Genomic DNA, 15,424 nt, shown 5'->3' on the forward strand with positions numbered 1-15,424 from the left:
GCTGCGGCGCGATCGAAGTGAAACTCTTCCGGAGCGAAGGCAACAGATATCCGCTTCGACGCCGCCTTGTAGGGGCGACCGGCGGTCGCCCTGCTCTGCGAATCGCAGTGAAAAGGTCGAAGAGATGCCCAGCATCGGCGAATTAAACCGAACGATTTGCGCTGATGCCTGCGCTCCTCTAGAGTTCCACTTCGATCGACACAGTGTCATGGGTTTTCCCGGTCGCATGAATAATTCGGGCTATTGTAGTGACTTTGATGGCCTCTACAGGGCCAAACGCCGTCGAAAACTAGCGCTCGAAGTCGACCGCAAAACCCAAGCCCTTCAGCCGTCCTGCCACTAACATTCAAATCGGACCCGTCCGTGGGGGCCGATCGACCGGCCCGGGTTTGGCCCGGATGAGGAATTGGCAAGGATTGGAAGAACGCCGAATGGGGAAAAGATTCATGAAACGCCAAAGTCAAACCGCACGTTGCGCTCTGGCGGCTGTCATAAGCATAGCCGCAGTCATGACAATGCACAGCAAGACGTTCTCGCAGGCTGAAATCCAACTCGAGACCGCGACGATCAAGGAACTGGGCGAGGCGCTGGGTTCGGGCGCTCTCACGTCAGAAACTCTACTCAAGCTCTACCTTGCCAGGATCGCTGCCTACGACAAGAAGGGCCCGAACCTGAATTCGATCCTCGTGCTCAATCCGAAGGCGATGGAAATTGCCCGCAGACTCGACGAAGAGCGCAAGGCCAAAGGTCCACGCGGTCCGCTGCACGGCATCCCGGTCGTCGTGAAGGATACCTTCGATACGTTCGACATGCCCACGACCGGTGGATTCATTGGCCTGGCGAAGTCGATCCCGCCACGCGATTCATCCGCTGTGAAAAAACTGCGAGACGCCGGGGCGATCATCCTTGCCAAAACCAATTTGAGCGACTGGTTCGGTGAACGGAAAAACCCGCTCGCCTGGAGCACAATCGCCGGGCAGGTGCTGAACCCCTACGATCCGACACGAGTGCCAGGCTATTCGAGCGCCGGAACGGGCGCTGCCCTCGCGGCCTATTTCGCCGCAGCGGGCCTCGGCAGCGACACCGGCGGCTCGGTGCTCATTCCAGCCGCAGATTCATCGCTCGTGGGCCTGCTGCCTACACCGGGCCTGATGAGCCGAGCGGGGATGATCGGCAGTTCCTTCACCCAGGAACGCGGCGGCCCGATGGGCCGTTCGGTCTACGACGTCGCGCTGCTGCTCAATCATCTGGTCGGCTACGACTCCGATGACATGATCACCGCGCGCAGCCTTGGCAAGCTTCCGGCCCAGCCCTATACGAGCTTCCTCGACGCCAACGGGCTGAAGGGCGCGCGCATCGGTATCCTGAGGGACATGTATTTCGACGGACCCCAGCATCAGGACGGATTGAAGCTGGCCCAGACCGCTATCGACCAGATGCGCCGGGCAGGCGCCATCGTGGTCGACCGCATCACCACCGGGATTAACATTCACGCTGCCATCGACAACGCTTCGCTCTCCAACTTCGAGCGCTACGAATATTACAATCACTACCTCGCTCGTCTCGGCCCGAACGCACCGGTCCGCAGCGTCGAGGAAATGATCGAGAAAGCGCCCGACACCATAAGCCGGAACGTCAGGAACTCGCTGCAGATAGGGCCAATCGACCGTAACCCGAGCTACCTGGCGGCGCGCGCCAATCAGGACATGCTGCTGGAAATCATCACCGGCCTGATCGACCGCTACAAACTCGACGCTCTCGTATTTCCCTACAAGACCGTTATCGCCCCTAAGGTCGGGGAGGATCGCCCCGCGGGCAGCGTGAACCGATTGGCATCCTACGCGGCGCTGCCCTCGCTTCTGGTTCCCGCCGGGTTCACGTCCGAAGGACTTCCGATTTCGATGCAGTTCCTCGGCAAGCAATTCTCGGAGCCGACCTTGATCAAGCTTGGCTACGCCTACGAACAGATCTCAAAGAACCGCAAGACGCCGAAGACTACGCCTGCGCTGGAAGGCGAAGTTATCAAGAAGTAGCGCCCTCGAATGGAGTCGGAACAAGACCAGTCACTGGTAAGCCAGAGCGTGGAGCTGAAGTCGAAAAGCGTTGGCCTGACAACTGTGGCAAGATAACCGGTCACAGCTGAGATCGCGCTTGAATTCTTTAATGCGATTTTCGCACTCGCCCCGTAGGTCATAGAGATCATAGATGTCTTCGGCGCGACCGGGGCGATTTTGGTTGCGATCCCGATAGTGTAGAGGACGTTGAGAGATTCCAAGATCAGATTTGACGGGCGTAAGTTGTTGATTTTGTTGGCGCGCCCGGAGGGATTCGAACCCCCAGCCCTCAGATCCGAAGTCTGATGCTCTATCCAGTTGAGCTACGGGCGCTGTGGAAACTAAAAATAGATTATTTCCAACCCCTTTTCAAAAAAGAATCGATATAGCGGTGGCGGGATGTCCCGGTCAGTGATGAACATCCCCTGTTTGTCGAGGAGAAATCCCCAGGCGGTTACCTGGAGCTGCTCCGGTTGGCTGCCCACGGGAAAACGATGCTCCTGATAGGACGACGGGTCGCCAAACTCACTGAATACTCGAGTAGCAATCTGTTTGTGATCCATATTGGCGATTTCGATTCCGACTACTCGCGTCTTCTCCCGTTCTTGCAAAGCGCTGCGAAACACCGGGTCCATGCGGTTAAAAAAGATCGCCGTGCGCTTACCGTCCCTTTCAAAGACCCGATCCAGGCGCACGTCGACCGACAAGCCGTCGCGCAGCTGTGTCTTCACGGTCTCACCGACACCGAAGCGCAAGCGCAGCGTCAGCAACAGCGCGTCGACAAACTCACTCTTGTCGCGCGGCCAGTACTTGACCGACGGCATCACTTCTTTGGCCACGCTAATCGACACCGGCGCGGCCTCGCCACCATGGTTCCCGAGCAGAATGTCCTTGAGATGCAACCCTTTTTGCGAGAGCTCGTGTCTCAAGTAATCCGGCATGTCGCCGGCATTCTCGCGCAAATTGATAACGAAGATCTCCTGCGCTTTGTTACTTTGCTCCGGCCCCAAAGCAATCCAATGACCTCGGGCTTCGAAAGCCACGCCGCCATGCTGAATCACGACAGGCCGATCGGCGGGCAGCGATTGGTAGCCAAGCCGGGTGAGAATTCGCTCCACTGAGTCCTGCAGAGAGGAGTTGCGGCTCACTGGCACCACGGGCATGACACCGCTGTTTTCCGAGAGTCGTGCTTGCAGGCTCGCCGGAATCTGTTCGCCGGCATCGAGCACAACCTTCTGCTGCAGTTTGGGATTGTAGACCACCGGATAGGTGGCGCGATCGAGCCGCACGGTGCCATCCTTGAGCGCGAGTATCTCTTCGCCGCCCTGCTGCAGCTCGCTGCCGAGCGCTTCGATCACGCGCGAGAGTAGCGCCATGTTCTCTTGAGTCGGCAATCGTCTTGGATCGTTGGCCGTCACGGCTTTCGCGGTTGGCACTGGTACCGGCTTGGACTCGGCGGCTCTGACTTCCGGCAGCTTTACCATCGATTCCGCTGGGCGCGCGCCGCGATCCATCTTGCCGGCAATCGTCGTTCCACGCCCAGGCAAGTCGGGCAGCCGAATGGTTTCGCCTTCCAGCAAGACGTCCCAATTTTTGCGCTGCGGATTGAGATCTTTCACCAACGCGTAATATTGCACCAAGTCGCGGTAATCCTTCATCCCGAGCTGCTCGCGCAACACCTGATAGAGATGATCACCGGCTTCGACACGATAATCGCGAACCTTGCCCTGACCGACGCTATTGGGCGCTGGCCGTGGCTCTTCGCCCTTGGCATTGGCGGTTTGCACCGGCGGCGCGACGTCGGGCTGCAGCGGTATGAAAATCCTGTCGCCAACGCGCAAAATATTAAGCTGCTTGATTTGCGGATTGAGCCCGCGGATCACCACTAACGCTTGGCCAAAGCGGGCTTCGGGCAAGCCCTTCTCTTTCACTAGGATTTGCCAAAGCGTGTCGCCCGCATGGATCAGGCGATCTTCTCCCTCGTACTCTTGTCCGTTGTAGTCGCGCGTCTGCGCGCTGCGGCGCAGCGTCATTTGGCCGCTGTCAGGCGCGGCTGCGTCTTGTGCTGGCACATTTGCAGCCATCAAGCACGACAAGCTCAATGCCGCACCGACACGACCAGCGGAGATTTTTACTTGACCTTCCATTGGGTTCCTCCCGGCGTATCCTCGATGCTAACTCCCTTCTGTTGCAGCTCGGCGCGGATACGATCAGCTTCCTGCCAATTTTTTTCTTTGCGCGCGCGATCGCGCGCGCCAATCGTCGCTTCGATATCGGTTAATTTCACGTCGCTGGTGCGCAGCCAGCGCTCTTTTTTGCGCTCGAAGTAGCCCTCGTGAAGCAATCCCAAGGTGTCACACATGGCGCGCAGCGCGCTCACTCTCGCTTCGATGCCTTTGGTCTTCTTTTCATCGAGCAGCCGGTTCAACGCCCGCACCTCGTCGAAGATCAGCGCGAGCGCCCGCGGTGCGTTACAGTCATCGTCCATTTCTTGACGGAAGGCGTCGATTAAACCGCCATCCGGCGCTGCCTGCGTCACACCTTTGACAGCTCGCCCGGCGCGATCGATGGTTTCCCAGATGCGATCTGCGGCCTTGCTCGCCTCTTCCAAACCGTCGCGCGAAAAATCCATTGGGTTGCGGTAATGGCTCGACAGAAAATAATGACGCAGCGCAACCCCGTCGAAGTCATGCAATATCTCACCAATGGTGAAGAAATTCCCCAAAGATTTGGACATCTTTTCCTGGTTGATATCGAGAAATCCATTATGTATCCAGTAGCGCGCCAGCGCCTGCCCTCTGGCTCCTTCCGACTGGGCAATCTCGTTTTCATGGTGTGGAAAGATCAAATCCCGCCCGCCGCCGTGAATATCGAATGGCTGCCCGAGGTATTTGGTACTCATTGCAGAGCATTCAATGTGCCAACCCGGTCGGCCAGGTCCCCAGGGGCTATTCCAAGTTGGCTCGCCGGGCTTGCTGGATTTCCATAGGGCGAAGTCGAGGGGCGATTTCTTGCGCAGGTCGACTTCGACGCGCGCGCCGGATTCCAACTCATCAAGCTTTTTGCGCGACAGCTTGCCGTAATCCGCAAAGCGACTGACCTCGTAGAAGACATCCCCGTCAACTCGATAGGCGATCCCCTTCCGCTCAAGGTTTTCGATCAGCGCGATAATTTCGCTGAGGTGCTCCGTCGCCCGCGGCTCGCGGGTTGGGCGCAGCAATCCTAAGGCCTCGCCATCGCGGTGGAACTCGTCAATATAGCGCTCGGTGATCGTCTCGCAGCTAACCTTTTCGGCGTTGGCTTTGTTGATGATCTTGTCATCGACGTCGGTGAAGTTGCGCACGAAGGTGACGTCGTAACCGATGAACTTCAGGTAGCGATAAATGATGTCAAAGGTCAGCAGCGAGCGGGCGTGACCGATATGCGACGAGTCATAGACCGTCATACCGCAGACGTACATCCGCACCTGCCCCGGCGTTAGCGGGACAAACTCTTCCTTTTCACCGCTTAAAGTGTTGAAAATTTTCAGGGCCATTGTCGAGAGTTATTTTATCTTACGGATCAGGGTTTTATTTGCAAGCTAAACTGCGTTTATGCTTGCTTAGAAAGCGAAAAAAGCATACAGAATCCTATGAATTTTGCTAAACCCTACGAAGATTTGCGCGAATTTGTTGCCGAGCTGGACAAGCACGAAAAGCTCTACCGGATACACAAAGAGATCAACAAAGATAACGAGCTGCAGCCCTTGGTGCGCTGGCAATACCGCGGCGGCATCGCCGAAGAAAAACGCCGCGGTTTTCTTTTCGACAACGTCACCGACGGCAAAAAACGAAAATATAACTGCCGCGTGTTGGTCGGCGGCCTTTCGGGCTCGGAAGCGATCTACGCGATGGGCCTAAAATGCGCGCCGGAAGAGGTGCCCGATCGCTGGATTTACGCGTTGGAACATCTCGTCCCGCCGGTGATGGTCGACAGCGGACCGGCCCAGGAAGAAGTCCATCTGGGCACCGACGTTCTCGCCCACGGCGGCTTGCAAGAATTCGCCATTCCGATGTCGACGCCGGGCTTCGACAACGGCCCCTACATCACCGCTGGCCATTGGATCACCAAAGATCCGGAAACCGGCCAGAGAAACGTCGGCAACTATCGTGGCCTGATCAAAGGCAAAGATCGCTGCGGTCTCATGACCGGCACGCCGCAGGATTTGACCAATCAATGGGAAAAAGCCCGCAGGATGGGCAAGCCGCTCGAAGTCGCCATTGTCGTGGGAACCATCCCAGTTGTATCCTACGCCGCGACGCAGAAAGTTCCGCCCGACGTCGATGAGATCGCACTTGCCGGCGGTCTCCAGGGTGCGCCTGTGAAACTGATCAAGTGCAAGACCGTCGATCTTGAGGTGCCAGCCACTTCGGAAATCGTCTTGGAAGGCATTATTTCGACGAAATATATGGAAGAGGAAGGCCCCTACGGCGAGTCCATGGGTTACATCGACCCGCGCACGTTGAGCTTCGTCTTCGAATTAAAATGCGTAACGCACCGCAAAGATCCCATTTGGGTGTCGATTATTAGCCAGGTCACACCGAGCGAAAGCTCGAAAATCAAAGCCATGGGCATGTCGACGTTGATCAAACGCTACCTGCACAAGAAGGGCTTCGATACAGTGCACGACGTGCATTTGATCGAACCGCTGGTCAATCTCCGTCCCTACGTCGCGGTGAGCTTGAAGAAGCGCAACGATCAAGAACCTTGGGACGTCATGCAGGGCATTCTCGACTATGGCGACCGCGTTGGCAAAATGGTCGTCGCCGTCGACGAAGACATCAATATAAAAGATCCCGTGGCGGTGACCTGGGCGATTACCCACCGCTCCCAGCCGCATAAGGATTTCAAAATCATGCCCGACCGTCCCTTCGGCGCTACGCCCATCGGCATGGTGGCGACCCATCCGTCGAGCCGCTATGACAACTGCGAGTCGTCGGTATTGATCGACGCCACTCGCAAGGCCGACTTTCCGCCGCTGTCGCTGCCAAAGAGAGAATTCATGGTGCGCTCCAAAGAGCTTTGGGAAGAACTTGGCTTACCCAAACTCGAACCGCAAGAACCCTGGCATGGCTACTTGATGGGCTATTGGCCCGAAGACTTATCCCAGGAAGCCGACCTGGCGGCCCAAAGCGAGCACGAAAAAGTTTGGGAGAAACTTGCCCAGACCCGCGCCGAAGTCGGCGAAGGCGACACGATTAAAACCATGCGCGCCCGCTGGGGCAAAACCCACTCGGGCAGATCGGTGTAAGTCATGAAACGCAAACTAACATTGAACATAAACGGCCAGGAGCACGAAGTCGAAGTCGAGGCCAATCGGCTGCTGCTCCAAGTGCTGCGCGACACCATTGGGTTAACCGGCACCAAAGAAGGCTGCAGCATCGGCGTCTGCGGCGCCTGCAGCGTCATCCTCGATGGCCGCCTGGTCAGCTCTTGCTTGACCTTGGCCGCCGGCTGCGAGGGCAAAAAGATCGAGACCATTGAAGGCCTGGCCAAAGACGGCAAGCTCCATCCGCTGCAACAGGCGTTTATTGAATACGGCGGCTTCCAATGCGGCATCTGCACGCCCGGCCAAATCATGGCGGCCAAAGCGCTGCTCGACGAAAACCCCAAGCCGACCGAGGACGAAGTCAAAGAATGGATGTCCGGCAACCTCTGCCGCTGCACGGGTTATTACAAAATCCTCGAAGCGGTGATGGCAGTGGTAAATAACAAGATCGATCCCAATTTCGAATTCCGTAAACGACAGGTCACGGCAAAGATCCAAAGCTTGGATGTGTACAAGCCGGTGGCGAAGACGAGGTGAGCCGCCGAATTGGGGTGACTTAGCTCGCCCTGAGCGAAGCGAAGTGCCTTTAAGAAAAATATCTCGCACAGAGGCGCAGAGCTCGCAGAGGGTTCGGAATCGGACCGAACCACGAAACACACGAAAGGCACGAAAAAAATAATGTCCGCAATTTACCTTTTCGTGTCGTTCGTGTGTTTAATGGTTTGATATTCCGAGCTCTGCGTCCTCTGCGCCTCTGCGCGAGAAAAATCCGAGATCCATATGTCTAAACCAGAAAAATTCTCCGTCGTCGGCAAGCGCGTGCAGCGCATCGAAGGCTTTGACAAAGTCACCGGCGATTCGCAGTACATCGCCGATATTTTTCTTCCCGGCATGCTGGTCGGTAAGGTGCTGCGCAGCCCCTACCCGCACGCGCGCATTCGCCACATCGACACCGGCAAAGCTGAGAAACTCCCCGGTGTGCGCGCCGTGGTGACCGCCGAAGACACCATCAAGCGGCCCTGGGGCGCGTTTTTTGCCGATCAGTATATTCTCTCCGTCGGTAAGACCCGCTACGTCGGCGAAGAGGTCGCCGCCGTAGCGGCCATCGATCCGGATATCGCCGAGGAAGCCATCGATTTAATCGAAGTCGACTGGGAACCACTGCAGGGCGTGTTTGACGCCGAAGAGGCGATGAAAGACGGCGCGCCGCTGGTGCACGACGACAAGCCGAATAATATCGCCATGCACTTGGACCTGGAGCGCGGCAACATCGCTCAGGCGTTCGCCGAATCCGACGTCATCGTCGAAGACACGTTTACCAGCATGCCGCAGTGGCACTGCTCGATCGAAACCATCGGCAGCGTCGCCGACTATGCGACCAGCGGCAAATATACCATCTACATGAACACCCAGACGCTGTTTAATGCGCGCTATCGCATCGCCACAGCGCTGGGCGTCCCTGAGACCGACGTGCGCATCATTCAAAGCGCCGTCGGCGGCGGCTTCGGCGGCAAATCCTGTGACGACAACAACGCGCTGGTGGCGGCTGTGCTATCGAAGAAAGCACGCAAGCCGGTGAAGCTTATTAATACCCGCGAGGAAGAATTTCTCGCCGGTTGTCGGCCGCGGGTCTTCATGAAAATCCGAGTGAAAATGGGTTTCAAAAAAGACGGCCGCATCCGCGCCAAAGAATTGGACGTCATCGCAGACAATGGCGCCTACTCGGCCAAAGCTCCGGCGATCACCGGTGTCGCCGCCATGCGCCACGATACTTGCTACAAGTATTCCGACGTCAAGCTCCAAGCCCGACTGGTCTACACCAACAAAGTGCCGACCGGCGCTTTTCGCGGCTTCGGCAATCCGTCGGCAGAATGGGCCGTGGAGCAGGCGCTGGATTTGGGCGCGCACAAGCTTGGCATCGATCCATTGGAACTAGCCCGCATGAACGCCGCCGAAGTCGGCTACGTCTCGCCCCACGGCAATCGCGTCACGAGCTGTGAATTAAAGCAGTGCTTGGACATGACCGAAAAAATGATCGGCTGGCGAGAAAAGCAGGCCAGCAAAAAGCCCAACACCGGCCTCGGCCTCGCCTGCACGGTGCACGTCAGCGGCAAGCGCCACTTCGGCGACTACGACGGCAGCTCGGCGACGATTAAAATCAACGAAGACGGCAAGGCGCTGATCTTGAGCGGCGAGGGCGAATGCGGCCAGGGCGTGCACACCGCCATGTGCCAAATCGCTGCGGAAGAATTGGGCATCCCGGTCGAAGACGTGGAAATTTCCCGCGCCGACACCGACTTGACGACCTTTTGCCTCGGCGCCTTCGCCAGCCGCTTGACCTACGTCAGCGGCAACGCGGTGAAGAACGCCGCCACCAACGTCAAGCAGCAGCTTTTCGAACAAGCCGCCGAGATGCTCGAAGCCAACCCGGCCGATTTGGAATCGCACGATGGCAAGATTTTCGTCAAAGGCAACCAAGCCGGCAAATCGTTCACGGTTTCCGACGTCGCCCGCGCCCGCCTGTTTCGCCACAACGGCGCGCCGATCGTCGGCTCCGGCAGCTTCGACGCCGACTCGGTACTGCCCGACAGCACGCGCTTCGGCAACGAGTCCGGCGCCTACAACTACGGCGCCCAAGCCGCGCACGTGCACGTCGATCCGGAAACCGGCAAAGTGACGATCTTAGATTTCGTCGTCGCCTCCGACTGCGGCACGGTGATCTATCCCCTCGGCGCCGAAGGCCAGGTCGAAGGCGGCCTGGCGCAGGGCATCGGTTACGCGCTCACCGAAGGTTTGCAGTTCGACGAAGGGCGGCCGGTCAATCCGAATTTCTCGGATTACCGCATCCCGTCCATGCGCGACATGCCGCCGCTGCAGCACGCCTTCGCCGACTCCTACGAGCCAACCGGCCCGTTTGGCGCCAAGGGCCTGGGCGAGCTAAACATGGACCCGACGGCAGCGGTCATTAATAATGCAATCTTCGACGCCGTCGGCGTGCGGGTGAAAACATTACCGATCACACCGGAGAAAATACTAAAGGCACTGAAAGAGAAGCAAGAGCAAAAGTAAAAGTATCACCACGAAGGAGGACACGAAGAACACGAAGGAAGAATAATATCCTGCTCCGAACTTCGTGTCCTTCGTGTCTTCGTGGTGAATAATTTCTGGCATTTTCACTCACGAGCACCAACATGATCAGATTCGATTACCAAGAACCCACGACCCTCAAAAAAGCCATCGCGCTGCTCGAAAAACACGGCGACGACGCCCGCGCCATCGCCGGCGGCACGTCACTGTTGATCATGATGCGCCAGCGCCTGCTGATGCCCAAAGTGGTCGTCAGCCTGGCGCGTATTCCAAAATTCGACACGATTACGTTCAATGCCAAAACCGGTCTGCGCATCGGTGCCGGCGCGCGCCATCGCGACGTGGAATTATCTCCGGCCATCAAGGAGCACTATCCCCTGCTCCATGAGACCTTTCACAAAGTCGCCCAGCCGCGCATCCGCAACATGGGCACCATCGGCGGCAATCTCGCCGCCGGCGATCCATTGACCGACCCGGGCGCAAGCCTGATCGCACTCGATGCCGAAGTGGTGCTCGCCGGGAGCAAAGGCTCACGGACTGTGAAGCTAGATGAATTTTTCGTGGACTACTATCAAACCGCTCTAGAACCGGGCGAGCTGCTGACCGAAATCCGCGTACCACCACCGGCACGCAAGGGCTGGTCACACATCAAATTCACACCGCGCAGCGTTGAAGACTTCGCTACGGTAGGCGTGGCCGTGACCGCCAGTGCCTCTAAAGGCGTCTGCGACGATGTCCGAATCGGTTTGAATTCCATTGCCTCGACGATCATCCACGCGAAAAAGACGGAGGACGTCTTGCGAGGCAAGACGATCAACGAAGAATTGCTCCGGCAGGCGGGCGAAGTCGCGGTCACCGAAGTGGACCCCAGCGACGACAACCGCGGCTCTGCGGAATACAAGCGAGAGATGGTCAAAGTCTTGGTTCGCCGCGCCGCGCAGGAAGCATTGCAGCGCGCCCGCTAACTACTTTTGCCTATCACTGCGGTCCTGGCGTAAGAAAGCGGCTATCCTATAATTTTAACACAAGGAGAATCTCTATGATCAAACTTTACGATTTCAAGTCGTCGCCCAACTGCCAGCGGGTGAAAATCGTCTTGGCAGAAAAGAATCTGCCCTACGAGGTCGTCCCCATCGATTTGCAAAAGAAAGAGCAGAAAGCACCTGAATATTTAAAGATCAACCCGTACGGTAAAGTGCCGGCGATGACGGACGACGCGACCATGCTTTACGAGTCGCTGGTCATCAACGAATACTTGGACGAGAAGTATCCGAACCCGCCGCTTATGCCCAAGGACCCAGCGAAGCGAGCGAAGGGACGAATCCTAATCGATTACGGCATGGCCCATTTCGACAGCGCCTACCAGAAGCTGCGTATGGAGCTGATGAAAGACGCCAAAGAGCAGAGCCAACCGCTCATCGACGGCGCCAAGGCCGATTTGAAGAAACTCTTGCAGCGCTTCGAAGATGAGCTTGGCAATCAGGACTACATGCTCGGCGACTTTTCCCTGGTCGATGCCGACTTGCTGCCCCGCTTCACGCGCCTTGAGGGCTTCAAAGTCCTGCCCGATCCGTCCATGCCGAAGATGGCCAAATACATGGAACGTATGAAAGCACGGCCTTCGGTTATGGCGATCTTGTAGCAACCCCGAAGAAGAATGCTTCGACAAGCTCAGCATGAACGGATGGCGAGATTCCGTTCGCCCTGAGCTTGTCGAAGGGCTCCGAGCCTTTTTTGCGCGACTTCTCACCTCTTATCAGTTCCGCCGTTTCAGCTTTATTACGCCCTCTCATTCACCGCCTCGATAAGGCGGCCCTCGCAAAATATTCCGGCAACCTTGCGTTCACCGGCCTACGCGCGCGCGTCGCGGTCCATTTCCAAGACTACGCGATCCCCCATGTATTTGCCGACAACGAAGATGATCTATTCTTCGCCCAAGGATTTTTGCACGCTCAAGAGCGGCTTTGGCAGATGGAGTCCATGCGGCGATTCCTGTCAGGGCGGATCGCGAAGATTCTACCGCTGAGCGCAAAGAATGCCGTGGAAAATGACTATTTCATGCGCTTGATCGGCATTGGCCAATCGGCCCGGAGCTGCGAACTGCTCCTCGACGAAACCATCCGCCGCCACCTCGACGCCTACGCCGCCGGCGTCAATAGCTACATTGAGCAATGCGGCAGGAAACTTCCCTGGGAGTTTCGCCTGCTGCGCTACACTCCCGAACCGTGGCAGCCGCTCGATTCCTTGGTGATCGGCAAGGGCTTCGCATTGCTACTCTCCACTGCCCTCTACACACGCCTCAACTGTATTGCGCTGGCGCAAAAGCTGGCGCCGGAGCCGGAAAAGCTGCGCGCCCTTTGGCCTGACACCTCGCCGCGGGAAGCCACGATAACTCGCGCGCTCTGGAGTGGCACCGAAGATCTATGGCGGTTCACCAGCGGCAGTTGGGCAACGACGCCTTGGCACAGCACCGGCCACGGCAGCAACAATTGGGCGGTTGCCGCGCGGCGTTCCTCTACCGGTCATGCGCTATTATGCAACGACCCACACCTGCGCTTCGGCCTGCCGGCCATGTTTTACCTCATGCACTTGCGTGCCGAGGCGAGCGGCTACAAAGTGTGGGGCGCGTCAATACCCGGTTTGCCCTACGTCCATTTGGGCCATAACAGTCAAATCGCCTGGGGGGTCACCGCCGCTTTGTGCGACGACGTCGAGCTCTACCGCGAAGACGTGCACCGGGTCGATGGCCGTCTCTATCGGGCGGCAAACGATTGGCTGCCCTTCGGAACCCGCGAAGAGGTTTTCAACGTGCGCGGACACGCGCCGGTCAAACGCACCATTCGCACGACCCGCCACGGCCCGGTCATCAGCGACTTCGACCAAACGCAAAATCAAGAAGGTGTCATCGCGCTGCGCTGGATTGCCCACGAGCCGAGCCAGGAGTTCCGCGCCGCCTACGGAGTCAATCGCGCACGCAACTGGCAGGAATTTCTCGACGCGCTGACGCAACATAGCGCGCCCTGCCTTAACTACGTCTACGCCGATCGCGCCAACAACATCGGCTATGCGCTGGCGGGTAAAGTGCCGCAGCGCGCTGGCGCGAATACGCGGCTCGTTGTCGATGGCAGCAGAGACGACAACGAATGGCATGGCTTTATCCCGTTCGCCGAGCTGCCGCGACTTTACAATCCGCCCGACGGGATGGTGGCCTCGGCGAATAATCGCATCGTCGGCGGTAACTATCCCCATTCGCTGGCGCAGTTCGCCGAACCGTCGCACCGGATTCGCCGCATCGAAGCACTGCTCCAGGCCGACCCACGGTTGACGCTGCAAGACATGGCAGCAATCCAGATGGACACGCTATCGCTGCATGCGCAAGAAACAGTGCAGACACTGAGCGAAGATCTGACCCGCGCAGCGGAGCTTCATCCGGAACTAGCCGACATGGTCGCGCGCCTGCTCACGTGGGATGGCAACTGCCAGGCGCAGAGCGTCGAGGCGTCGTTGTTCCACGTCTGGCACCACCGCATGATGGCCAATCTATTGACGCCGACGCTGGGCGAAGCGCTGTTTCGCTCCTACGTTGAGATTTTGAATCAATGCATCGAACCGCCGGCAGGCATCTTAGCCCAACCCGATTCGCTCTGGTTTGCGCAGTGCTCGCGCCAGGAGATCGTAGCGCGCTCGCTGCAGGAAGCGGTGGAGGCTTTGGCCGATCGCTTCGGGGTAAACCCAAGCCGTTGGAGCTGGGGTAGACTGCACCGTTTGCGCCTGCAACACGCGCTCGGGCGCTATTCCCTCCTGGGCGGAGTGGTCAACCTGGGCCCGTTCGCGTCTCCTGGTGATGGTATGACGGTCAACGCCGGTAACTACCAACACTCCAACCCCTATGATCACTTCATCGGTGCCGCCCTGCGCATGATCGTCGCTACGGGCGACTGGAGCGCATCTGGTTTTGTCATCGCCGGTGGCCAATCGGGTCACCCCGCCTCACCCCACTATCGCGATCAGCTGGAACTTTGGCGCCGCGGACAAACAGTTAAATTCGGTTTGGAAGATATCCGACCAACGGGCGATTGCTTGATTATTTCTCCATGCTAGGCTTGATAACCACGGACGGCTCTAAAGCGATTGACGGAAATTTACCCAACGAGAGCCTCACGCATGCCAAAGGACACAAATGCCGATTAAGCTGCTGCTCGCTGATGACGAAACGCTTTTCCGCCAAAGCCTGCGAGTTTTGCTCGAGACCGGGACCACTTCTAAAGTCGTCGCTGAGGCGTCCAACGGCCAAGAGGCAGTGATCGTGGCCCGCGAAGCCAAGCCCGACTTGGCCCTGCTCGACGTCGATATGCCCAAAATGGATGGCACCAAGGCCGCTAAGTTGATCTCCATCAACATCATCCGTGAGAGCCACCCCCAACTTGGGGCATTGACTCTCCTGATAATTTACGCGATAAAGCTCCAACTTTTTTAGAATATCTTTGTGCCAGCTACGTCCAAAAAAGGGAGGTGTCTGTCGTGAGAACGAAACCGTATTTGCCCCTCAGTCTATTGGCTGCTGCCGTTATATTTTTGACGGGCTACAGCAGTGCCTTGGCCATCGGCATTGGCGATAAAGCGCCAGACTTCGAGCTCGACAGCACCAAAGGTGGCAAGCTGAAGCTCAGTAGCCTCAAAGGAAAAAACGTTCTGATCAACTTCTACGTTCTCGATTTCAGCCCCACCTGAATCAAAGATCTGAATGCGTCCGGTTCGGACGACTACAAGCAGTTTACCGGTGAAAACACTGAAGTCGTGGGGATCAGTGCCAACGCTCCCTTCTCTCAGAAAGCCTTCGCGGATTTTGAGCCGTTGTCAATAGGTGTGTAAAAAGATACTAGGCGGCGACCCTCATCTCTTTGCCATTGTCATACTTCGTCCCGCGCGCTACTTTTCCGACAAGCTGTGGTGCGTTCAGTTTGCGGAAGCTCTT

General features: G+C 57.6%; 12 protein-coding genes and 1 tRNA gene. 9 read left to right on the forward strand and 4 right to left on the reverse strand.

Annotation, left to right across the window (positions count from 1 at the left end; all coding sequences use genetic code 11):
- The first annotated feature begins 398 nt into the window (after nt 1-398).
- On the forward strand, nt 399-2,033 hold the full coding sequence (locus FJ145_25565; protein ID MBM4264779.1) for an amidase: 1,635 nt from the start codon (nt 399-401) through the stop codon (nt 2,031-2,033).
- Nucleotides 2,034-2,063: 30 nt separating this feature from the next.
- On the opposite strand, the gene FJ145_25570 is transcribed toward FJ145_25565, so the two are convergent.
- The 4 genes from FJ145_25570 to FJ145_25585 all read right to left on the reverse strand — a co-directional run bounded on the left by FJ145_25570 (nt 2,064) and on the right by FJ145_25585 (nt 5,589).
- Nucleotides 2,064-2,270 (reverse strand): transposase, encoded by a 207-nt coding sequence (locus tag FJ145_25570; protein MBM4264780.1) that lies wholly within the window; start codon nt 2,268-2,270, stop codon nt 2,064-2,066.
- A gap of 40 nt (nt 2,271-2,310) precedes the next feature.
- Nucleotides 2,311-2,387: transfer RNA gene (locus FJ145_25575), tRNA-Arg, on the reverse strand.
- 8 nt (nt 2,388-2,395) lie between these two features.
- A complete protein-coding gene (locus FJ145_25580; GenBank protein MBM4264781.1) occupies nt 2,396-4,201 on the reverse strand; it encodes a hypothetical protein in 1,806 nt (601 codons plus the stop codon).
- Complete coding sequence (locus tag FJ145_25585; protein ID MBM4264782.1) at nt 4,186-5,589, reverse strand: cysteine--tRNA ligase; 1,404 nt, start codon at nt 5,587-5,589, stop codon at nt 4,186-4,188. The genes FJ145_25580 and FJ145_25585 overlap by 16 nt, the downstream gene beginning before the upstream one ends.
- 96 nt (nt 5,590-5,685) lie before the next feature.
- Here FJ145_25585 and FJ145_25590 point away from each other — a divergent pair, with 96 nt between their 5' ends.
- The 8 genes from FJ145_25590 (at nt 5,686) to FJ145_25625 (ending at nt 15,180) form a co-directional block, all read left to right on the forward strand.
- A complete protein-coding gene (locus tag FJ145_25590; protein ID MBM4264783.1) occupies nt 5,686-7,344 on the forward strand; it encodes a UbiD family decarboxylase in 1,659 nt (552 codons plus the stop codon).
- 3 nt (nt 7,345-7,347) lie between these two features.
- Entirely contained in the window at nt 7,348-7,899 is a 552-nt protein-coding gene (locus tag FJ145_25595) for a (2Fe-2S)-binding protein (GenBank protein ID MBM4264784.1), read from the forward strand.
- Between the two features lie 243 nt (nt 7,900-8,142).
- Nucleotides 8,143-10,431 carry a xanthine dehydrogenase family protein molybdopterin-binding subunit gene (locus tag FJ145_25600; GenBank protein ID MBM4264785.1) on the forward strand — a complete coding sequence of 763 codons (2,289 nt, stop codon included), beginning with the start codon at nt 8,143-8,145 and terminating at the stop codon, nt 10,429-10,431.
- A gap of 122 nt (nt 10,432-10,553) precedes the next feature.
- Nucleotides 10,554-11,414 carry a xanthine dehydrogenase family protein subunit M gene (locus FJ145_25605; protein MBM4264786.1) on the forward strand — a complete coding sequence of 287 codons (861 nt, stop codon included), beginning with the start codon at nt 10,554-10,556 and terminating at the stop codon, nt 11,412-11,414.
- Between the two features lie 74 nt (nt 11,415-11,488).
- The gene (locus tag FJ145_25610) at nt 11,489-12,091 is read left to right on the forward strand and encodes a glutathione S-transferase family protein (protein ID MBM4264787.1); all 603 of its coding nucleotides are present in this window, start codon (nt 11,489-11,491) and stop codon (nt 12,089-12,091) included.
- 50 nt (nt 12,092-12,141) lie between these two features.
- Nucleotides 12,142-14,550 (forward strand): penicillin acylase family protein, encoded by a 2,409-nt coding sequence (locus tag FJ145_25615; protein MBM4264788.1) that lies wholly within the window; start codon nt 12,142-12,144, stop codon nt 14,548-14,550.
- Between the two features lie 79 nt (nt 14,551-14,629).
- Nucleotides 14,630-14,926 carry a response regulator transcription factor gene (locus FJ145_25620; protein MBM4264789.1) on the forward strand — a complete coding sequence of 99 codons (297 nt, stop codon included), beginning with the start codon at nt 14,630-14,632 and terminating at the stop codon, nt 14,924-14,926.
- Nucleotides 14,927-14,988: 62 nt separating this feature from the next.
- Complete coding sequence (locus tag FJ145_25625; protein ID MBM4264790.1) at nt 14,989-15,180, forward strand: redoxin domain-containing protein; 192 nt, start codon at nt 14,989-14,991, stop codon at nt 15,178-15,180.
- Nucleotides 15,181-15,424: the final 244 nt, after the last annotated feature.

The organism is Deltaproteobacteria bacterium (assembly GCA_016874755.1).
Lineage (GTDB): Bacteria > Desulfobacterota > Binatia > UBA9968 > UBA9968 > DP-20.